This is a genomic window from Sphingopyxis sp. DBS4, assembly GCF_024628865.1.
GTDB lineage: Bacteria > Pseudomonadota > Alphaproteobacteria > Sphingomonadales > Sphingomonadaceae > Sphingopyxis.
The window spans coordinates 1,637,532-1,658,269 of record NZ_CP102384.1 but is presented as its reverse complement, the minus strand read 5'-3'; the positions used below and the strand labels follow the sequence as shown (position 1 = coordinate 1,658,269).

Genomic DNA, 20,738 nt, shown 5'->3' with positions numbered 1-20,738 from the left:
ACCATGACGACCCAAAGCAAACCGCGCCGGCGGCCCTCCATCCATATGATCGATACCGAGGCCGATGCCCTGGCGGACCTGGCCGTCAGCGTCGAAAAGCGCATGCCCCAGGTCAGTGCGCTACTCAGCGATGAGATCGTGCGCGCGACAGTCCATAGCGCGAAGACCATGCCGCGCGACGTCGTCACCATGTCGAGCCAAGTCGAATTCGTCGATGAGGCCAGTGGCGAAACCCGGACGGTCCAGCTCGTCTATCCGCATGAGGCCGACATTGCGGCGGGCCGGGTCTCGATCCTCACCCCCGTCGGCGCCGGTCTGATCGGGTTACGGCAGGGGCAGTCGATCCGCTGGCCCGACCGCGACGGGCACGAGCGCACCTTGTCGGTCGTCGGCGTCGTCCAGCCCGCAACCGCCGGTTGAACCAGTCATAGCAATACGGCCGCCGGATCGCTCCAGCGGCCGTATCGTGCGCCGCGTGACGGGCCTTTATCAGGCGCCGCGGGTCAGGAAGCCGGTAAGCTCTTCCTTGCTGACCGCGCCCGACTTGTCGGCGTCGGCTGCCGTCCACGCCTGTCCGATCCAGGTTTTGACCTGTTCCGATTCGGGATCGATAGACGGTTCGGTCGCCGTGCGCAGCTTCTTCATCCAGGCCGCGAACTCTTCCTGGTTGAGGTCGTTGCTCTTGTCCGCATCATAGGATGCGAACTCGCTGTTCACGATCTGCGCGATCTGCGCCGGAGTTGCGGCCGTTCCCGAGGGGGCGGGCTGCGCCGTCGCGTCGCCGGCAGGCGGCGTGCTTTCGGGCGTGGGGGCCGGGGTCGGCGCGGTCGTCGATGGGTCCGGCTGTTCGGTCGGCGGCGGCGCCGCGGGGTCGGCAGGCGGGGTTTCCTGCGCGAAGGCGGGCATGCTTACGGCGGCAGCGCCGATGATAAGCATATGCTTCAGCATGATGAAATCTCCTGTTTACTGCGGCGGCGATTCGGGTTCGGGAGCAGGCTCATCCTGCTTGTCCGAATCCGGATCCTGCGCCGGCGTGGTCGTGCTGTCGGGGGCGGGCTGCGCCTTTTCGGTATCCGCTTTCTGGTCGGGTTCCGGGGCGGGATCGGTCGTCGTGGTCGGTTCCGCCGGGGGTTCCGACTGGGTCGGCGCCGGCTGATCGCCGGTGGGTTCCGTCTGCGCAAGGGCGGGGAAGCTGACAGCGGCGGCACCGATCAAAAGCACATATTTAAGCATCACTTCACTCCTGTTGCGGCGGGACCGGTCCGGACCTGCCGACTTTTCCAAAGGGGCAAGAAAGCAACCCGCCCAATTTGCTGAAAGTTGCGGACGGCGGGCGATTGGCGAAACCGCCCGTCCCTGCTAGGGGGCGCCCCATCGCGTTTCCGAACGGATTCTGCGATGTCGCCCCAAAATTGAAAAGGAAATCCGATGGTTCCCCGTTATGCCCGACCGGAAATGACCGCGATCTGGTCACCGGAGAATCGGTTCCGCATCTGGTTCGAGATCGAGGCGCACGCGACCGACGCACTCGCCGAACTGGGCGTCGTCCCGAAATCGGCCGCGAAGGCGCTCTGGGACTGGTGGGCGACGGGTCCCACGATCGACGTCGCGGCGATCGACGCGATCGAGGCGGTGACCAAGCATGACGTCATCGCCTTCCTGACCTGGGTTGCCGAAAATGTCGGCGATGAGGCGCGCTTCATGCACCAGGGCATGACCAGTTCGGACGTGCTCGACACCTGCCTTGCGGTGCAGCTCAGCCAGGCGGCCGACATATTGCTCGCCGACCTCGACGCACTGCTCGAAGCGATCAAGCGCCGCGCTTACGAGCATAAGCTGACCCCGACGATCGGCCGCAGCCACGGCATCCATGCCGAACCGGTCACTTTCGGATTGAAGCTGGCCGAGGCCTATGCCGAATTTTCCCGCTGCAAGCTCCGCCTCCAGGCCGCACGCGCCGAGATCGCGACCTGCGCGATTTCGGGCGCGGTCGGCACCTTCGCCAATATAGACCCCCGCGTCGAAGCGCATGTCGCGGCGAAGCTGGGCCTGACCGTCGAGCCGGTGTCGACGCAGGTCATCCCGCGCGACCGCCACGCGATGTTCTTTGCGGTGCTGGGCGTCGTCGCTTCGTCGATCGAGCGGCTTTCGGTCGAGGTCCGCCACCTCCAGCGCACCGAGGTGCTGGAGGCGGAGGAATATTTCTCCCCCGGCCAAAAGGGCTCGTCGGCGATGCCGCACAAGCGCAATCCGGTGCTGACCGAGAATCTGACCGGGCTCGCGCGCATGGTGCGCAGCGCCGTCACCCCGGCGCTGGAAAATGTCGCGCTGTGGCACGAACGCGACATCAGCCACTCGTCGGTCGAGCGCTTCATCGGCCCCGACGCGACGATCACGCTCGATTTCGCGCTCGCGCGGCTGACCGGCGTCGTCGACAAGCTGCTCGTCTATCCCGAACGGATGCAGAAGAATCTCGATCGCATGGGCGGCCTCGTCCATTCGCAGCGCGTGTTGCTCGCGCTGACACAGGCGGGCGCGAGCCGCGAGGACAGCTATGCGCTCGTCCAGCGCAACGCGATGAAGGTGTGGGAAAGCGACGGAAAGCTGTCGCTGCTCGACCTGCTCAAGAATGACGCCGACGTAACCGCGAAGCTGCCCTCCGACGAACTGACCGCGCTGTTCGACCTCGGCTATCATATGAAGCATGTCGACACGATCTTCGACCGGGTGTTCGGCTGATGCCGCTCATCCCGGCGAAGGGCTGGAAACCCGCGACATTCTGGCATAGGGTCGTCCAAAGCCCAACGGAGGAGCAAGCCAAGTGGGAATCCTGCGGACGATCATCTGGGTCTTGCTGACCGCCGTGCTTGTCATCTTCGCGATGGCGAACTGGCGCGTCGTGACGGTGACCATCTGGCCCGGCTGGGAAGCTGAAACCAAGATGCCGCTCGTCATTCTCGCCTCCTTCCTGATCGGCGCGGTGCCGATGTGGGTGGCGCTGCGCACGACGCGATGGTCGCTGAAGCGCCGCCTCGACGGCAGCGAGCGGCAGCTTGCCGACATGCGCGCGCTCGCCAATCGTCCGGTCGAACCCGTCCCCGCTTCCGCGACGCCGCCGGTGAACGACGTTCCGCCCGCCCCCACCGACCTCTTCCCGACGGACAAGCCATGACATCGCCCATCTATCTCGCCATCGACACTCCGCACCTCGACGCCGCGCTGACGCTGGCGCAGAAGGTGCGGCATCATGTCGGCGGGCTGAAGCTCGGCCTCGAATTCTTCTGCGCCAACGGCCATCATGGCGTGCACGAGATGGCGAAGTTCGGCCTGCCGATCTTTCTCGACCTCAAGCTGCACGACATTCCCAACACCGTCGCCAAGGCGATTCAGGCGTTGCGCCCGCTCGAACCCGCGATCCTGACCATCCACACCGCGGGCGGCCGCGCGATGATGGAGGAAGCGAAGGCGGCGGCGGGAACCGCCACCAAGGTCATCGGCGTCACCGTGCTGACCAGCCTCGACGCGCCCGACCTGGATGACATCGGCGTCGGCGGCAATCCGCACGACCAGGTCGTTCGCCTCGCGGAACTCGCGCGCGCATCCGGGCTCGACGGCATCGTCTGCTCGGGGCAGGAAGTGAAAGCGGCGCGCAAGGCATGGCCCGGCGGCTTCTTCGTCGTCCCCGGCGTCCGCCCCGCGAACGGCAAGCTGGGCGACCAGAAGCGCGTCGTCACGCCGGCGCAGGCGATGACCGACGGCGCCTCGATCCTCGTTGTCGGCCGCCCGATCAGCCAGTCGACCGACCCCGACCTCGCCGCGCGCGAAATCGAGGCGACGCTTTAAGCTCACCCTATGCGTTGACAGGGCCGCGTGTCCCCGCGAAGGCGGGGACCCATCACCGGCCGGCTCAACCTGGAACCGACAGGAGATGGGCTCCCGCCTTCGCGGGAGCGCACAGCTTTTCAATGCGCCGGAATGTTCATGCCCCCACTCGTCAAAATCTGCGGCCTTTCGACCCCCCAAACGCTCGACGCCGCGATCCGCCTCGGCGCGACGCATATCGGCCTGGTCCATTATGAGCCGAGCCCGCGTCACGTCGATCTGAAGACCGCGGCCGAGCTGCGCCAGCGCGCAGAGGGCAAGGTCAAGGTCGCGCTGCTGCTCGTCAATGCCTCGCAGCAGCTCACCGGCGAAGCGCTGAGCAAGGTGCGCCCCGACATCATCCAGTTTCACGGCAACGAGACTCCCGAATGGCTCGCGGCGGTCAAGCGGCTGGTTCCCGCCGAGGTGTGGAAGGCGGTCGGCCTTGCCGACGCGGGTACGCTTGAACGCATCCGCAAATATGACGGCGCCGCCGACCGCATATTGTTCGACGCGCCCGCCGCGGCGCTGCCCGGCGGCACCGGCGCGCGGTTCGACTGGTCGCTGCTCAAGAACCATCGTCACACGATCGACTGGGGCGTCGCGGGCGGACTGACTCCCGCGAACGTCGCGCAGGCGGTCGCCGAGACCGGCGCGCCGCTCGTCGATGTCTCCTCGGGCGTCGAAAGCGCGCCGGGCGTCAAGGATGTGGACAAGATGGCGGCTTTCCTTAAAGCGACGGGACGATGACACACGCACCCAACAGCCTCCGCACGCAGCCGGACGCGCGCGGCCATTTCGGCCAGTTCGGCGGCCGCTATGTCGCCGAAACGCTGATGCCGCTGATCCTCGACCTCGAACGCCATTATCGCGCCGCGCAGGCCGATCCGGCGTTCAAGGCTGAGTTCGATTATCTGCTGAAACATTATGTCGGCCGCCCGAGCCCGTTGTGGTTCGCCGAGCGGCTGACCGAGCAGCTCGGCGGCGCGAAGATTTACCTCAAGCGCGAGGATCTCAACCACACCGGCGCGCACAAGATCAACAATTGCATCGGCCAGATTCTGCTCGCGAAGCGGATGGGCAAAACCAGGATCATCGCCGAAACCGGCGCGGGCCAGCATGGCGTCGCGACCGCGACCGTCGCGGCGTTGTTCGGCCTGCCCTGCACCATCTTCATGGGCGCAGTCGATGTCGCGCGGCAGCAGCCGAACGTGTTCCGCATGAAACTGCTCGGCGCAGAGGTGGTAGCGGTCGAGAGCGGGGCGAAAACGCTCAAGGACGCGATGAACGAAGCGCTGCGCCACTGGGTCGCGAACGTCCACGACACATTCTACATCATCGGCACCGTCGCCGGCCCGCATCCTTATCCCGAACTCGTCCGCGACTTCCAGTCGGTGATCGGCAACGAGGCGCGCGAACAGATTCTCGAAGCCGAAGGCGGCCTCCCCGACATGCTGATCGCCCCGGTCGGCGGCGGATCGAATGCGATCGGCCTCTTCCACCCCTTCCTCGACGATCCCGAGGTGGAGATCGTCGGCGTCGAAGCAGCGGGCGAAGGCCTCGACGGCAAGCACGCCGCCAGCCTCGCGGGCGGGCGCCCCGGCATTCTCCATGGCAACAAGACCTATCTGCTGCAAGACGAGGACGGCCAGATCACGGAGGCGCACAGCATCTCGGCGGGCCTCGATTATCCGGGCATCGGTCCCGAACATAGCTGGCTGCACGAGATCGGCCGCGTCCGCTACGAGCCCGTTACCGACGAAGAAGCTCTCGCGAGTTTCCAGAAGCTGACCAAGCTGGAAGGGATCATTCCGGCGCTGGAGTCGGCGCATGCCATCGCCGCCGCCGAACGCATCGCTCCGACGCTGGGCAAGGACAAGATCATCATCGTCAATTGCTCGGGGCGTGGCGACAAGGACATCTTCACCGTCGCCGATGCGCTGGGAGTAAAGCTCTAATTGGCAACCCGACCTATGGTGTTCCCCCGCGAAGGCGGGGGGCCATCTCCCGCACTGTCGTTATTCAGCGCACAGTGCAGGAACAGATAGCGCAGGAGATGGACCCCCGCCTTCGCGGGGAACAGGAGGTTATAAAGTGGCTCCGAAAAGAAACAGCATGGATATTCTCTCCCCTGAAAGGAAGAGGGCTCAATGACCCGCTTCGCGTCAGCATTTCGCAAAGGGCCCGCACTCGTCACCTTCATCACCGCGGGCGATGGCGACACCGCCGCGAACCTCGATGCACTCGTCGCGGGCGGAGCCGACGTGATCGAGCTTGGGATGCCCTTCACCGATCCGATGGCCGATGGTCCCGCGATCCAGGCTGCGAATTTGCGCAGCCTTGCCAAGGGCACAACCACCGCCGACATTTTCGCCATTGCCGCCGCCTTCCGCGTGCGCCATCCCGACACGCCGCTCGTGCTGATGGGCTATGCCAATCCGATGACGATCCGCGGCGCCGACTGGTTTGCCGCCGAATGCGCGAAGGCGGGCGTCGACGGAATCATCTGTGTCGATATTCCGTCGGAGGAAGACGCCGAACTTGGGCCGAGTCTGCGGGCCGCCGGAGTCGACCTCATCCGCCTCGCCACCCCGACCACCGATGCGGCGCGCCTGCCCGACGTGCTGAACGGCGCGGGCGGTTTCCTCTATTATGTGTCGGTCGCCGGGATCACCGGGCTGCAGCAGGCGGCGCAGGCGAGCATCGAGGATGCCGTGGCGCGGCTCAAGGCCGCCACCGACCTGCCCGTCGCGGTCGGGTTCGGCGTCCGCACGCCCGAACAGGCCGCAAGCATCGCGCGCGTTGCCGACGGCGTCGTCGTCGGATCGGCCTTCATCGACATCATCGCCGAGCATGGCCCCGCCGCTGCGCCTTATGTCGAAGCCTTCACCCGCACCCTCGCCGATGCTATCCACGGCGCAAAGGAGATCGCCGCATGAGCTGGCTCGACCGCGTCCGCAACGCCCTGCCCTTCACCGCCAAGCGCGATACCGCCGACAATCTCTGGCACAAATGCCGCCAGTGTCAGCAGATGGTGTTCGTCAAGGAGTGGGAGGATAATCTCAACGTCTGCCCGCGCTGCGACCATCATGACCGCATCGGCGCCAAGGAACGCTTCGCGCAGCTTTTCGACGGCGGCGTCCACGAGCTTATCGCCTCGCCGCCGGCGCCCGAGGACCCGCTGAAGTTCCGCGACACCAAGAAATATGTCGATCGCATCAAGGCGGCGCGCGCGCAGACCGGCGACCGCGATGCCTATCAGAATGCGTTCGGCCGCATTTCGGGCCAGGGCGCGGTGATCGGCGTGCAGGATTTCGCCTTCATGGGCGGGTCGATGGGCGTCGCGGTGGGGGAGGCCTTCGTCACCGGGGTCGAGCAGGCGATCAAGCGCGGCGTCCCCTATATCGCGATCACCGCCGCAGGCGGCGCGCGGATGCAGGAAGGCACGCTGTCGCTGATGCAGATGCCGCGCGCGACCGTCGCGCTCCAGCGCCTGCGCCGGGCGGGCCTGCCTTACGTGGTGCTGCTCACCGACCCGACGACGGGCGGCGTCACCGCCAGCTATGCGATGCTCGGCGACGTCCAGATCAGCGAGCCCAAGGCGCTGATCGGCTTCGCGGGTCAGCGCGTGATCGAGAATACGATCCGCGAAAAATTGCCCGAAGGCTTCCAGCGCGCCGAATATCTGCTCGAGCATGGGATGATCGACATGGTCGTGCATCGCAAGCAGTTGCCCGAAACGCTGGGGCGCCTGATCGGCTATCTGGCGCCTGAGAAGGCGGCATAGCCCGTAGCGCTCGCTTTTTCCTTTCATGCTGAGCTTGACGAAGCGCTGTCCTTTTTCTTGAAACGCCAGAATCAAGAACGGCCCTTCGACAAGCTCTGGGCGAACGGAAATTGGGGTTAGCCGATCCTCATTATGCCTGACCACGCCCATAGCTCCGACCCCGCCGTACAGGCCCAACTCGACCGTCTCGCGGCGCTGTCGCCGGGGCGCGATATCCTCGGGCTCGAACGCATCACCGAACTTTGCGCGCGGCTCGGCGATCCGCAGAACCATCTGCCGCCGGTACTCCACGTCGCGGGCACCAATGGCAAGGGATCGACCTGCGCCTTCCTGCGCGCCGCGATAGAGGCCGAGGGTCTCACCACGCACGTCTATTCGAGCCCGCACCTTGTCCGCTTCAACGAGCGTATCCGGATTGCAGGCAAGCTCATCGACGACGGCCTGCTCGCCGCACTCCTCGGCGAAGTGCTCGATGTCGCCGAAGGGTTGCAAGCGAGTTTCTTCGAAGTCACGACCGCCACCGCCTTCCTCGCTTTCGCGCGTAATCCCGCCGATGCCTGCATCGTCGAGGTCGGACTCGGCGGACGGCTCGATGCGACGAACATCATCCGGAGCCCCGCAGTCTGCGGCATTGCCTCGCTCGGCATCGATCACGAGGCTTTTCTGCTCGCGCCCGAGGCGAATGTCCCCGCCGCGCCGCTGGACCGCATTGCCTTTGAAAAGGCGGGTATTGCGAAGGCCGGGGTACCGCTGGTGACCCAAGCCTATCCGCCGACCGCGCGCGACGAGGTTGCGAAGCAGGCTGCGAAAGCGGGAGCCGTGCTGCTCGACCGCGGCGAGGCATGGGGCGCGGCGGTCGACGAAGGCGGCCTGCATTACCGCGACGAGTGCGGTGTGCTCGACTTGCCGCTACCCGCGATGGCAGGTGCCCACCAGGCCGACAATGCCGCGCTTGCCATCGCGATGCTCCGCCATCAGACAGCGTTCGGCATTTCCGAACGCGCTTTTGCCGAAGCCATGGCGCACGCGCATTGGCCCGCGCGGTTGCAACGCCTCGGCGCCGGGCCGCTGACGGCGATCCTGCGGCCCGGCACAGCGCTGTGGCTCGACGGCGGCCATAATCCCGACGCCGGAGCGGCGCTCGCCAAGGCGCTGGCGCACCGCCCCCCGCTCCACGTCGTTTGTGGGCTGCTAGCGAACAAGGATGCGGCAGGCTTTCTGCGACCGATTGCCGACAAGATCGCGTCGTTTCAGGCGGTGCCGGTTCCGGGACACGAGCATCGCGATCCGCGCGAACTGTGTCGCACGGTGCAGGGTGAACTGGGTGTTTCCTATGCGCGCGCGCGCCCCGATATCGAAACCGCGTTGCGCCATATCGCAAGCGATGGTGCGTTGGCCGACGTGCTGATCTGCGGTTCGCTCTATCTTGCGGGCGTCGTTCTCGACCGCAACCGCGAATGGCCGGTCTAACCCAGTTCGGCGAGCGTTCGTTTGACCCAATCATACATCGCCGCTTCGGCCTTGAGCGTGACCGGCGGCGTGCGTTTCATCCGCTTTTCAACCTCCTGCAACACGACGCGCGCCTCGCGCCGGTCGCCTTCGGCGATCAAGAGCGCCGCCATCCGGCACCGCACCTCGTCGCCCGGCACGCGGCCGACGATCTCTCGATATATCGCGAGCGCATCCTGCGCCCGGTCTTCGGTTTCGGCGACCTTGGCGCGAAGCAGCGCCCGGCGGTCAAGATCGGTCTGCGACAAGGTTTTGGGAAGCGCGTCAAGCGCGGCGAGCGCTTCGGCGGAATGCCCGGCTTCATAGGCGGATTCGGCGATCCGCATGCCGATCATGCGATCGACGTGCGGCGACAGGCGTTCGGCCATACGATATTGTTCGAGCGCTTCGCCATGGCGCTCGCGCGCCACCAGCGCATCGCCCAGTTCGAGGCGGTGACCGACGGTGTCGCTGAACTCGACCGCGTCGCGCGCATCGCGCACCCGACGTTCGGGATCCATGCGATCGGCGATCTTCGTCCGCGCCTCACGTACGCGGCGATCGCGGGGCAAACCGGGAAGAATCTCGACGATGAAATAGGCCAGAATGCCGACCATCGGCAGAAAGGCGATGGCCATGATCCACGCCGTGTTCCGCCCGGTGCGAAACACATGGACGATGCACAGCACCTGCAGCGCCAGCGAGAGGATCAGGAAATGCATCGCCGATCAGGTTGCCGCCGTTTTCGGCTTGTCATCGCCAATGCCCATAGCTTCGTGTCCGTCGTCCTCGGTGCTCGGCTGGCGAACCGTCTGGACAACAAAGCCCTTTTTCCAGAGAATCCAGAGCAGCAGCATACCGGGAACGGCAGCCGCAACAGTAAAGAGCCAGAAGCCGACCCATCCCAGTCCTTCGGCGATATAGCCGCCAGGAGCTGCGAGCCATGTGCGGCCGACGGCCGCAAACGACGACAGCAATGCGAATTGGGTGGCGGTATAGGCGAGGCTGGACAAGCCCGAAAGATAAGTGACAAAGACGGTCAGGCCGATCCCGCTCGTGAAATTCTCCGTGCCGACGGCAATCGCCAGCATCAGCGGCGAATGGCCGACCGAAGCCAGCACCGCGAAAAGGACGTTGCTGAACATCATCATCAAGCCTGACACGAGCAGCGCGCGTCCCATACCCAACCAGGCGATGAACGGCGCCGCCAGGGCTGAGCCGACGATCAGCGCCACGAAGCCGACCCCTTTGTTGATCGCCACGAATTCGGTGTCGGTGAAGCCGAGTTCGACAATCATCGGATTGAGCATGCCCTGCCCCATCGCGTCGCCCACCTTGTAAACGAGCACGAACAGCAAAATCAGTATCGCGCCGTGGCGCGAGAAAAATTCCCGAAACGGATTGATGACCGTGTCCCGCAGCCAGTCGCCGAAATTTTGCCCTGCCGCGCGGGCGCGGTTCGGATCAAACCGACCGGGACCGGCGTAAAGCGCGCCGAGTAGCGCCGGAAGGATCGCGAGCCCGGTGAAACCATAAGCGGCCGCCCAACCGAGATTGAACCCCTCGGGCGATGCGAGCGCGATCGTTCCGACACCCGCGATCAAATTGCCGGTGCGATAGCCGAACTGGTTCATCGCGGTGCCGTGCGGCAGTTCGGCGTCGCTCAATATTTCGATGCGATAGGCATCGATCACAATGTCTTGAGTCGCCGAAAGAAAGGCGACGACGATGGCCCAGAGGGCGAAGGGCGCAAGATGATCGTTTGTCGGGTTACTCGTTCCAAGTTGCCATATCGCGATGACGAGCAACGCCTGGATGAAAAACAGCCAGCCACGGCGTTGGCCGAAGGTGCGGGTCAGGAAAGGCAGCGGCAGACGATCGACGAGCGGCGCCCAGAGGAATTTTAGCGTATAGGGGGTTGTGAGGCCAATTGCGAAGCCGATGGTAGATTTCTCGATCCCGACTTTTGACAGCCAGAAAGTCATCGTGCCCAGCAATAGCGTCAGCGGGAACCCGCTCGAAATGCCGAGCAGGAAGGCAACGATCGGCATCGGCTTGCGATAGGGGGCAAAGCTGGGGATGACGAATGCCAGGCCGATGACCAGCGCAAGCACGGCAACCAGCACCAATGAATCGAGCCCCAGTTGCATCGCGGCGTCCCCTTTCCTTCGCGCGAATTTCGTGCTCGATTGGCCTAAAGCGTTGGCTGTAAATTGGAAGCGACTAATTGGCGGTTGGTCGGGGGCGGCATTCGCCCCGTCCCGTCACGCCGCTTCGGGGCGCCAGAAGGTAACGAGGCCGCTGACCTTGCGCGGCGCCTTCTTCTTGCAGGTCATCGTCTCGACCGCCTTCACCGCCGACAGCAGCGCCGAGGCGCTGTGCGGCTTGCCGAGGCAGGCGACCGCGATCTCTTGGGCATCGGCGGGAATTTGGCCCGTCACCAGCAGCACCGCGATGCCGCGGTCGCGCGCGAGGCGGGCGACTTCGCGGCCCGTCATATCGCCCGCGAGGCCAAGGTCGAGGACGATCGCGTCGATCTGGACCGAGGCGATCACCGCGACCGCGGCTTCACCCGAATCGACTGTCGCGACGACGTCGTAGCCACCGTGCTTCAGCGTCCGCTCGTTGTCGAACGCCACCAGCGGGTCATCCTCGATGACCAACAGACGCTTGATGCACGACGGGCGAGACGCGAAGAGCATGATGACTCCCTTTACCGACGCCATGACTCGCTCTCGCCCTCCCTGCAATATCGCTTCGGCTTGCCATCGACGAAGCGATCACTTTCGGGCTATGAGCGTGATCACAAAGACACAGTTTGTGTCTGAAAACGACAAGAAAGCCGCATCCGTTCCCATGAACAGCCGCCGCCCACCCCGCAGCGCCCCCCCTTCGGCGCCCGCCGATGCCCCGCGCGGCCGCCGCGCCGCACGCGCCGCCGCGCCGCCGCGCAACCCCAAGGCCGAGCCCGAACGCGAGGACGGGCCGCAGCGGATCGCCAAACTGCTTGCGCGTGCGGGCGTCGGATCGCGCCGCGATGTCGAGCGGATGATCGAGGAAGGCCGTATCGCGCTCAATGGTGAAACGATCGCGCAACCCGCGCCGTTGCTCGCGTCACTTGATGGGCTGACGGTCGATGGCAACCCCGTCGCAAAGCCCGTCTCGACGCGCCTCTATCGTTTCCACAAGCCCGCGGGCTGCCTGACCGCGGCGCGCGACCCCAAGGGGCGCAAGACGATCTATGACATCCTGCCCAAGGGGTTACCGCGGCTGATGCCGGTCGGGCGGCTCGACTATAACACCGAAGGGCTGTTACTCCTCACCAATGACGGCGCGTTCAAGCGCCAGCTCGAGCTTCCCGCAAGCGGGGTCGAGCGCACCTATCGCGCGCGCGCTTTCGGCGACATCAGCCAGACGCAGCTCGAGGATCTGGTCGAAGGGATCGAGATCGACGGCATCCGTTACGGCAAGATCGACGCCAATCTCGAACGCCGCACCGGGCGCAACCAATGGATCGAGATGACGCTGACCGAAGGGAAGAATCGCGAGGTTCGCCGCGTTCTCGAACATCTCGGCCTTCAGGTCAGCCGCCTGATCCGCACGCGCTATGGGCAGTTCACCCTCGAAGGGCTCGACATGGGGCAGGTCGAGATCGTGCCGCGGGACGAGTTGTTCCAGTTCCGGCGCCGGCTCGACAAATGAGGGTCATCGCGGGCGAATGGCGCGGTCGCAAGCTGATCGCGCCGAAGAATGACGCGACGCGCCCTACGGCGGATCGTACGCGCGAGACGCTCTTCTCGATGCTCACCAGCCGCGTCGGCAGTTTCGAGGGGCTGTATGTCGCCGATCTGTTCGCGGGCTCGGGCGCGCTCGGGATCGAGGCGCTGTCGCGCGGCGCCGCACACTGCCTGTTCGGCGAGCAGGACCGCGACGCTCTCGATGCGCTCGGCAAGAATCTCGCTTCACTTGACGCGTCGGCGCGCGCCGACGTTCGCGCAGGCTCCGTCCTTGGTCTCGGCCCTGCTCGCCGCAGCTTCGATCTGTTGCTGTTCGACGCGCCTTACGAGACCGGAGCCGGAAGTGTCGCGCTCGACAAGCTCAACCGGCTGGGCTGGGTCGGACCCGATAGCTGGATTTCGGTCGAGACCGGCGAGCGCGAAAGCGTCGACGTTGCGGGGTTCGCGATCGATACCGAGCGCCGGGTCGGCAAGGCGAAGCTGACGCTGCTACGGCTGGCGTGACGTCTTCCGCACCATCAGCAGTCCGATCCAGCTCACGACCCCGGCGAGCGCGAGATAAAGCCCGACGACGTCGGTCCCGCGCCAGTCGCTCAGCGCCTGTGCGATGATCGGCGCGAGCGCGCCGCCCAATATGCCGCCGGCGTTGAAGGTCACCGACGCGCCGGTATAGCGCACGCGCACCGGGAACAGCGCTGTCAGCCAGCTTCCGAGCGGGCCATAGACGAGGCCCATCACGAACAGCGCCGCCGCGAGCCCGGCAAAGATGATCGGCCAGCTTCCCGACGCCAGCGACGGCCCGAAGAGCAGCCCGACGAGGATCGTCGCGCCGCATCCCCACGTCAGCACGCGCTGTGCGCTCGATGCGTCGCTCGCATAGCCGGCGAAGATAATGCCGCCCGCCATGAACAGGATCGCGCCGAGCTGGACGAGCAGGAATTGCTCCTTGGGATAGCCGAGCGTCGCCGTGCCGTGCGCGAGCGCGAAGCTGGTCGAGAGATAGAAGATCGCGAAACAGGCGACGACCGCAAAGGTGCCCGCGAGCGTTGCGAGCAGATGATGGCGCAGCAATTCGCCGAGCGGGACGCCGACGGGCGCGTCCTGCTCCAGCGCTTCCTTGAAATCGGGCGTCTCGCCGATCTTGAGCCGCACCCAGAGGCCGAGGCCGACGAGCACCGCCGAAAAGAGAAAGGGGATACGCCAGCCCCAGCTCGCGAAATCGGCGTCGTTCAGCATCAGCCCGAGCAGCAGGAACAGCCCGTTCGCGGCGATAAAGCCGACCGGCGCGCCCAATTGCGGGAACATGCCGAAGCGCGACTTCCATCCAGGCGGCGCATTCTCGACCGCGAGCAGCGCCGCGCCGCCCCATTCGCCGCCGAGCCCCAGCCCCTGCCCGAAGCGCAGGATGCAGAGCAGCAGCGGCGCGACCCAGCCCACCATCGCATAGGTCGGCAGAAAGGCGATCAGCAGCGTCGAAGCGCCCATCAGCATCAGCGAGGCGACGAGGGTCGACTTGCGCCCGATGCGGTCGCCATAATGACCGAAGACGATCGCGCCGACGGGCCGCGCGAGAAAGGCCAGCCCGAAGCTCATGAAACTGAACATAAGCTGCGCCGACGCCGATTCGGCAGGAAAGAAGAGCGGCCCGATCACCAGCGCGGCGGCGGTCGCATAGACATAGAAATCATAGAACTCGACCGCGGTGCCGACGAGACTCGCGGTCAGGATGCGGCGGTGCTTGCGATATGGTGCCAGATCCATGGGCAACGGCCCTCCCCTTGTTTCGTCAGCGTTTCGTGGGGGCCGCTTTGGACGGGTTGGGGTATTTTGTGCAAGGTTGAATGCGGCGGTAACGGCTTCGAGGTGGGGAGCCGCCCTTTCCAACTTTCGTCATTCCCGCGAAAGCGGGAACCCAGAGCGTGCGTCGGCTTTGCGCCTGTTCCGTTCATTTTACGTCGAGTCTGCATTTGGGCGGCGAACAAATCTGCGCCAGACGATAAAGGGCACGGCCAGCAGAACAAAACACATGAGAGCGCCGTAACCCCATGCGTCAGAAACCCGATTCTGCTGAACTGCAATGGCGATCATGCAGGGAACGGCCAATATCGGAGTGACCTTTGTCGACCACCAAAGCGCAGCCGTCCGTCGCGACTTAAACCATGTATCCTTGTCACGCCGGAGAAGCACGACCGTCGAAACCACCTTGATCCCTAAAAGGGCGACCACCACCCAGCTCAGGAAATCGCTGGCCGTAGAAAAGCCAAATGTCATATCCTAGATATGCTCGGAATCGATCCTAGGTGCTAGCTTCTTTGGGTAGCCGGTGCCGAGGCTGATCGTCACACGGGTTTCCGCCTCCGCCTGCATCGCGCGCACGGCTTTCCGTCGATGACCGCCATTTGTTGGCGAAGCACGATCATGCAGGCTACACGCGACCTATGACCATGTTTCGGCAGATCGGCATTATCGGCTCGGGTCGGGTCGCGCAGACGTTCGCGCTCGCGCTTGGGCCGCATTCGGGCGCGCCGGTCCTGCTGTGGGGGCGGTCGCAGGACAAGGCTTCTGTTGCCGCCAGACGAGTGCAGGCCATCGCCGTGCACGACCCCGTTCCCTTCGCCAACAATTGCGACCTGATCGCGATCGCGGTTTCCGATGACGCTCTATCCCACGTCGTGGCCGAACTCGCCGGAATAGCGCCGGTGGCCTTCGTCTTTCACGTCAGCGGGAGCCGCGGCGCCGCGATCCTCGATCCGCTGCACCGCGCCGGTGCGCTGACCGCGGCGATCCATCCCGCGATGACCTTTACCGGCGACGCCCGGAGCGAGGTCGTGCGCATGGCGCAGGCACGGTTTGCGGTCACCGGCTCCTCGCCGGAGGCCGGCGAGATCGCGCGGGCAGTCGTCGGCCTGCTCGGCGGTGTGGCGGTCGAGGTCGCCGAGGAGAGCCGCCTGCTCTATCACGCCGCGCTCTGCCACGCTTCCAACCATCTCGTGACGCTGATGGCGGGCGCGTCGCACGCACTGGCGGCGGCGGGCGTCGACGATCCCGCGGCGCTGCTCGCGCCCCTCGTTCGGGCGGCGCTCGAAAACAGTCTGGAGCGCGGCTTCGCGGCGCTGTCGGGGCCGCTGCTGCGCGGCGACGACGAGACGGTCGCGGGGCATCTTACCGCGCTCGCCGCCGATTGCCCCGCCCTGCTCCCCGCCTATCGCGCGATGGCACTCGCGACGCTGGGCGAATTGGGGCGGGCCGAGCCGTCGGCGCTTCGCCGCGCACTGGACAGCGCTGCCGCTGTTCCCTAATCGTTCGCGCGTGAACAGCCTCCCCGCCTCGCCGTCCGATCCCTCGGACCCGCCCTATCTGCAAGGCCTCAACGACCCGCAGCGGCAGGCGGTGCTGACGACCGAAGGGCCGGTGCTGATGCTCGCGGGCGCGGGCACCGGCAAGACCGCGGCGCTGACCGCGCGGCTTGCGCATATCATCGCGACGCGCCGGGCCTGGCCGTCCGAAATCCTCGCCGTCACCTTCACCAACAAGGCGGCGCGCGAGATGCGCGAGCGCATCGGGCGGATGATCGGCGACGCGGTCGAGGGGATGCCGTGGCTCGGCACCTTTCACAGCATCTGCGCGAAGATGCTTCGCCGCCACGCCGAACTGGTCGGGCTGCAAAGCAATTTCACCATCCTCGACACCGACGACCAGCTTCGCGTCCTGAAACAGCTCATCCAGGCCGAAGGGCTCGACGAAAAGCGCTGGCCCGCGCGCCAGCTCGCGGGGCTGATCGACAAGTGGAAGAACCGCGGGCTGGTCCCGGGCGACCTCGATGCGTCGGACCGCGAAGCCTATGCCGACGGCAAGGGGCAGCATTTCTATGCGCTCTATCAGGCGCGACTGAAGACGCTCAATGCCTGCGATTTCGGCGACCTGCTGCTCCACATGCTGGTCATTCTCAAGACGCACCGCGACGTGCTGGAGCAGTATCAGACCCGCTTCAAATATATCCTTGTCGACGAGTATCAGGACACCAACGCCAGCCAATATCTGTGGCTCCGCTTGCTTGCGCAAAGCCGGAAGAATATCTGCTGCGTCGGCGACGACGACCAGTCGATCTATTCGTGGCGCGGCGCCGAGGTCGCGAATATCCTGCGCTTCGAAAAGGATTTTCCCGGCGCGACGGTGATCCGCCTCGAACAGAATTACCGCTCGACCCCGCAGATTCTGGCCGCCGCCTCGGCGCTGATCGCGCAGAACAGCGACCGACTCGGCAAGACGCTGTGGACCGAACTCGACGCGGGCGACAAGGTGCGCGTCGTCGGCGTGTGGGACGGGCCGGAGGAAGCGCGGCGGATCGGCGAGGAACTCGAGGATTTGCAGCGCCAGCGGATATCGCTCGACCGCGCCGCGATCCTCGTCCGCGCGCAGTTCCAGACACGCGAGTTTGAAGATCGCTTCATCGCGATCGGCATGCCGTACCGCATCGTCGGCGGCTTTCGCTTCTACGAACGCGCCGAAATCCGCGACGCGCTCGCCTATCTGCGCCTCGTCCAGTCGCCCGCCGACGATCTCGCGTTCGAGCGCATCGTCAATGTCCCCAAGCGCGGGCTCGGCGATAAGGCGCTCGCGCGCATTCACCAGTTCGCGCGGCACGAGCGCGCGCCGCTCTTCCACGCCGCGTCGCGGATCACCGAGACCGACGAACTGACACCGCAGGCGCGCCGCCAGCTTGCGAACTTCGTCGCGCAGATGCGCAGTTGGCAGGGCAAGGCGGCCGAGCTGTCGCATCCCGAGCTGACCCAGCTCATCCTCGACGAATCGGGCTATACCGCGATGCTGCAGGCCGACCGCAGCGCCGAGGCGGCGGGGCGGCTCGAAAACCTCTCCGAACTCGTGCGCGCGATGGAGGAATATGAGTCGCTGGAGGCGTTCCTGGAGCATGTCAGCCTCGTCATGGATCGCGATCAGAACAACGATACCGAAACCGTGACGATCATGACGATTCACGCCGCCAAGGGCCTCGAATTCGACCATGTCTTTCTCGCGGGGTGGGAGGACGGCGTCTTTCCGTCGCAGCGCGCGATGGACGAAGGCGGCACCGCGAGCCTCGAGGAGGAGCGCCGCCTCGCCTATGTCGCGATCACCCGCGCGCGGCGGCGCGCGAGCATCTATCACGCCGCGAACCGTCGCATCTACGGCCAGTGGATGAGCAGCATCCCGAGCCGCTTCATCGGGGAAATTCCCCCCGAGCATGTGACGAGCGAAAACAGCTTCGGCGGTGGGCAGAGCCTGTGGCGCGCCAACTGGTCGGCGCAGGGCGATCCCTTCGCGCATGTCGCGGACCGCAATCCCGCGCGCACGATGACGCGCGGACCGGCATGGCAGCGTGCCACGGCGCAATCCTCGACGATCACGCGCGCCCCCGCGCCCAGCGAGCGCGGCCCCGCCGCCTCGGTCGGCGCCAAGCCGCGCTCCGACCTTGCGATCGGGATGCGCGTGTTCCACGAGAAGTTCGGCTATGGCGAGATCATCGACATCGACGGCAACAAGCTCGACGTCGAATTCGATCAGGCAGGCAGCAAGAAGGTTCTCGACGGCTTCGTGCGCGCAGCCTGAATTTTATTGTCAACTACATCACTTATGATATCCCATCTCCTGCGACCGACGAGTCGCGTTTTGGGAGAATCTGCATGCGAAATAGGCTCTTAGCGGGCGCGATGGCGCTCGCCCTGGTCGGCTGCTCGGAAAAGCAGTCCGAGGATGCAAGCGTTTCCACATCCAATGCCCCAGCCGCCGAAGCCGCCGCCAGCGACGCCGCCGGTCCCGACGTCGCACTGAACGCGGCGCCCGGTGTCGCCTTCGATTATTCCTATACCTTCCGCCTCGCCGACGACCGCATCGCCAAGGTTCAGGAGGAGCATGCCGCGGCGTGCGAGACGCTCGGTGTCCAGCGCTGCCGCATTGTCGATGTCCGCTACCAGCTCGACGACGAGAAGCTTGTCGAGGCGCAGACGCAGTTCAAGCTCGAACCGGGGATCGCGCGCAAATTCGGCGCGAGCGCTCTTGCCAGCGTCGAAAAGGCCGAAGGCGTCCTCGCTGACGCGAGCGTGAAGGGCGAGGATGTTGGAACCGAAATCCTCGCCTCGCAACAACGCAGCGCGGGCTCCGAAACCGAAATCGCGCGGATCGAGGAGCGGCTGAAGGCAGGCGGGCTCGACAAGCGCGAGCGCGCCGAATTGTTGGCGCAGGTCGCCCAGCTTCGCGGGCAGCTCGGCGACGAACGCCAGAGCCGCCGCGACGGCGAAGCGCGCATCGCGTGGACCAGCGTCGCGTTCAACTATGTCAGCGACGGCGGACTGCCGGGCATCGGGCGTGAAAATCCATTCAGCAACGCCTGGAGCGCGTTGCTCGGCAGCGGCGGCACGCTGCTATCGGTTGTGCTGGTCTTTGGTGCGGCGATCCTGCCCTGGGCACTGCTGGCGGCACTGGCCGTCTATCTGTGGCGGCGTTTTCGCGGGCGTCCGACCGAACCGCCGGCGTCCGCTACCTGACGACAGAGGCCGGGGGCGGCGAAGCTGTCCCCGGTCGATACGCTTCCACATTGTTGGAATTGGGTCGCTGGTGGAGCCGAGGGGAATCGAACCCCTGACCTCTGCAGTGCGATTGCAGCGCTCTCCCATCTGAGCTACGGCCCCGCGACCGGGCGGCTCTTAGCGAGACTGGTTGACAGTGGCAACGGCTTTTCTGACGATTGTCGCCGCGACCGGAAAATTTGGGGGAAACGGGCACCATGAGCAAGGCATGGCATTTGATCCGCCGTCCGCAGGGACTGCCGACGCACGACGATTTCGCATTGCGCGAACTTCCCGACAGCCCGCTCGACGCCGACCAGATCCGCGTCCGCAATCTCTGGCTGTCGGTCGATCCCTATATGCGCGGGCGGATGAATGACGCGAAAAGCTATGCGGCGGGGTTTCAACTCGATCAGCCGATGACCGGCGGCGCGATCGGCGAGGTCGTCGAGAGCCGGATAGAGGGCTTCGCGTCCGGCGACCTGATCCTGCATATGGGGGGCTGGCGCGATGGCGGCGTCATCGGGCTCGACATGATGCCGAACAAGCTGCCCGCCGAGGCGTTGGCGGCGGGCCTTTCGCCCCAGACCTTTCTGCACAATATGGGCCTGACCGGTGGAACAGCCTGGATCGGGCTGCTGCGTGTCGCGGCGGCGAAGCCTGGCGACACGGTCTTCGTTTCGGCGGCGGCGGGCGCGGTCGGCTCGGCCGTGGTCCAGATCGCCAAGGCGCGCGAGATGACGGTCATCGGCTCGGCGGGCGGCGTAGAAAAAGGCCGCTGGGTTGACGAGCTCGGCGCCGATGCGGTGGTCGATTACAAGGCCGGGCCGGTCCTGCCGCAGCTTGCCGCGGCGCTCGAACGCCTCGGCAAGCCGGGCATCGACGTCTATTTCGACAATGTCGGCGGCGAGCATCTCGACGCTGCCTTCGCGACTGCCAATGATTTCGCGCGCTTCGCGATCTGCGGCATGATCGACGTCTATAACGACGGCAAGCCCCAGGAGATGACGCATCTGATCCGCACCATCCCGGCGCGCATCCGTATGGAAGGTTTCATCTACACCGACCAGTTCATCGACTGCGCCGAGGAATTCTACGCCGATATGGGCGGGCTGATCGCGAGCGGCGCGGTCACGATGCGCGAGACCGTGCGCGAGGGACTGGACGCGGCTCCCGATGCCTTCCTCGGCCTGTTTTCGGGCGAAAATATCGGCAAGATGCTCGTTCGGTTGTAAGGCATTTCCGGCCGTCGCCCCCGCGAAGGCGGGGGCCGCCGTCGTCTTACGCAGCAATGCAGAAGCA

The 20,738-nt window shown here is 65.5% G+C and carries 22 protein-coding genes and 1 tRNA gene; 15 read left to right on the top strand and 8 right to left on the bottom strand.

Going from position 1 to position 20,738, the window contains the following annotated elements; genetic code table 11:
* The first annotated feature begins 3 nt into the window (after positions 1-3).
* Positions 4-420: a nucleoside diphosphate kinase regulator gene (gene rnk / locus NP825_RS07715; protein WP_257550087.1), complete on the top strand. Its 417-nt coding sequence runs from the start codon at positions 4-6 to the stop codon at positions 418-420.
* 69 nt (positions 421-489) lie between these two features.
* On the opposite strand, the gene NP825_RS07710 is transcribed toward rnk, so the two are convergent.
* Positions 490-948 (bottom strand): calcium-binding protein, encoded by a 459-nt coding sequence (locus NP825_RS07710; protein WP_257550086.1) that lies wholly within the window; start codon positions 946-948, stop codon positions 490-492.
* Between the two features lie 15 nt (positions 949-963).
* Complete coding sequence (locus NP825_RS07705; protein WP_257550084.1) at positions 964-1,233, bottom strand: hypothetical protein; 270 nt, start codon at positions 1,231-1,233, stop codon at positions 964-966.
* A 195-nt stretch (positions 1,234-1,428) separates the two neighbouring features.
* Between NP825_RS07705 and purB the strand changes: the two genes are divergently transcribed.
* From purB to NP825_RS07665, 8 genes are all read left to right on the top strand, one after another.
* On the top strand, positions 1,429-2,739 hold the full coding sequence (purB, locus tag NP825_RS07700; protein WP_257550082.1) for an adenylosuccinate lyase: 1,311 nt from the start codon (positions 1,429-1,431) through the stop codon (positions 2,737-2,739).
* 82 nt (positions 2,740-2,821) lie between these two features.
* On the top strand, positions 2,822-3,172 hold the full coding sequence (locus tag NP825_RS07695) for a LapA family protein (RefSeq protein ID WP_257550080.1): 351 nt from the start codon (positions 2,822-2,824) through the stop codon (positions 3,170-3,172).
* A complete protein-coding gene (pyrF, locus tag NP825_RS07690; protein WP_257550077.1) occupies positions 3,169-3,843 on the top strand; it encodes an orotidine-5'-phosphate decarboxylase in 675 nt (224 codons plus the stop codon). Before NP825_RS07695 ends, pyrF begins: the two co-directional genes overlap by 4 nt.
* Before the next feature lie 138 nt (positions 3,844-3,981).
* Positions 3,982-4,611: a phosphoribosylanthranilate isomerase gene (locus NP825_RS07685; protein WP_257550075.1), complete on the top strand. Its 630-nt coding sequence runs from the start codon at positions 3,982-3,984 to the stop codon at positions 4,609-4,611.
* Entirely contained in the window at positions 4,608-5,819 is a 1,212-nt protein-coding gene (trpB, locus tag NP825_RS07680) for a tryptophan synthase subunit beta (protein WP_257550072.1), read from the top strand. Before NP825_RS07685 ends, trpB begins: the two co-directional genes overlap by 4 nt.
* A gap of 192 nt (positions 5,820-6,011) precedes the next feature.
* Positions 6,012-6,800 (top strand): tryptophan synthase subunit alpha, encoded by a 789-nt coding sequence (gene trpA, locus NP825_RS07675; protein ID WP_257550070.1) that lies wholly within the window; start codon positions 6,012-6,014, stop codon positions 6,798-6,800.
* The gene (accD, locus tag NP825_RS07670) at positions 6,797-7,648 is read left to right on the top strand and encodes an acetyl-CoA carboxylase, carboxyltransferase subunit beta (protein ID WP_257550068.1); all 852 of its coding nucleotides are present in this window, start codon (positions 6,797-6,799) and stop codon (positions 7,646-7,648) included. Before trpA ends, accD begins: the two co-directional genes overlap by 4 nt.
* 132 nt (positions 7,649-7,780) lie before the next feature.
* Positions 7,781-9,118 carry a folylpolyglutamate synthase/dihydrofolate synthase family protein gene (locus NP825_RS07665; RefSeq protein ID WP_257550065.1) on the top strand — a complete coding sequence of 446 codons (1,338 nt, stop codon included), beginning with the start codon at positions 7,781-7,783 and terminating at the stop codon, positions 9,116-9,118.
* Here NP825_RS07665 and NP825_RS07660 read toward each other — a convergent pair.
* The 3 genes from NP825_RS07660 to NP825_RS07650 all read right to left on the bottom strand — a co-directional run bounded on the left by NP825_RS07660 (position 9,115) and on the right by NP825_RS07650 (position 11,838).
* The gene (locus tag NP825_RS07660; RefSeq protein WP_257550063.1) at positions 9,115-9,858 is read right to left on the bottom strand and encodes a PLDc N-terminal domain-containing protein; all 744 of its coding nucleotides are present in this window, start codon (positions 9,856-9,858) and stop codon (positions 9,115-9,117) included. The two genes, NP825_RS07665 and NP825_RS07660, sit on opposite strands and share 4 nt — an antisense overlap.
* 6 nt (positions 9,859-9,864) lie before the next feature.
* A complete protein-coding gene (locus NP825_RS07655; protein WP_257550061.1) occupies positions 9,865-11,286 on the bottom strand; it encodes an MFS transporter in 1,422 nt (473 codons plus the stop codon).
* Positions 11,287-11,400: 114 nt separating this feature from the next.
* Complete coding sequence (locus tag NP825_RS07650; RefSeq protein WP_257550059.1) at positions 11,401-11,838, bottom strand: response regulator; 438 nt, start codon at positions 11,836-11,838, stop codon at positions 11,401-11,403.
* Between the two features lie 154 nt (positions 11,839-11,992).
* Between NP825_RS07650 and NP825_RS07645 the strand changes: the two genes are divergently transcribed.
* Positions 11,993-12,838, top strand: a complete 846-nt coding sequence (locus NP825_RS07645; protein WP_257550057.1) for a pseudouridine synthase — start codon at positions 11,993-11,995, stop codon at positions 12,836-12,838.
* Positions 12,835-13,377 (top strand): 16S rRNA (guanine(966)-N(2))-methyltransferase RsmD, encoded by a 543-nt coding sequence (rsmD, locus tag NP825_RS07640; RefSeq protein WP_257550055.1) that lies wholly within the window; start codon positions 12,835-12,837, stop codon positions 13,375-13,377. Before NP825_RS07645 ends, rsmD begins: the two co-directional genes overlap by 4 nt.
* Here the strand turns inward: rsmD and NP825_RS07635 are convergent.
* Positions 13,363-14,634 carry an MFS transporter gene (locus NP825_RS07635; protein ID WP_257550053.1) on the bottom strand — a complete coding sequence of 424 codons (1,272 nt, stop codon included), beginning with the start codon at positions 14,632-14,634 and terminating at the stop codon, positions 13,363-13,365. The two genes, rsmD and NP825_RS07635, sit on opposite strands and share 15 nt — an antisense overlap.
* Before the next feature lie 189 nt (positions 14,635-14,823).
* A complete protein-coding gene (locus tag NP825_RS07630) occupies positions 14,824-15,144 on the bottom strand; it encodes a hypothetical protein (RefSeq protein ID WP_257550051.1) in 321 nt (106 codons plus the stop codon).
* A 167-nt stretch (positions 15,145-15,311) separates the two neighbouring features.
* Between NP825_RS07630 and NP825_RS07625 the strand changes: the two genes are divergently transcribed.
* The 3 genes from NP825_RS07625 (at position 15,312) to NP825_RS07615 (ending at position 19,415) form a co-directional block, all read left to right on the top strand.
* Positions 15,312-16,172, top strand: a complete 861-nt coding sequence (locus NP825_RS07625) for a Rossmann-like and DUF2520 domain-containing protein (RefSeq protein ID WP_257550049.1) — start codon at positions 15,312-15,314, stop codon at positions 16,170-16,172.
* A gap of 10 nt (positions 16,173-16,182) precedes the next feature.
* Positions 16,183-18,480, top strand: coding sequence for an ATP-dependent helicase (locus tag NP825_RS07620; RefSeq protein ID WP_257550047.1), 2,298 nt, complete (start codon positions 16,183-16,185; stop codon positions 18,478-18,480).
* 74 nt (positions 18,481-18,554) lie between these two features.
* Positions 18,555-19,415: a DUF4349 domain-containing protein gene (locus tag NP825_RS07615; RefSeq protein ID WP_257550045.1), complete on the top strand. Its 861-nt coding sequence runs from the start codon at positions 18,555-18,557 to the stop codon at positions 19,413-19,415.
* Positions 19,416-19,483: 68 nt separating this feature from the next.
* On the opposite strand, the gene NP825_RS07610 is transcribed toward NP825_RS07615, so the two are convergent.
* A tRNA-Ala gene (locus NP825_RS07610) sits at positions 19,484-19,559 on the bottom strand.
* Positions 19,560-19,654: 95 nt separating this feature from the next.
* On the opposite strand from NP825_RS07610, the gene NP825_RS07605 reads away from it, so the two are divergent.
* Positions 19,655-20,671, top strand: coding sequence for an NADP-dependent oxidoreductase (locus NP825_RS07605; RefSeq protein ID WP_257550043.1), 1,017 nt, complete (start codon positions 19,655-19,657; stop codon positions 20,669-20,671).
* Positions 20,672-20,738: the final 67 nt, after the last annotated feature.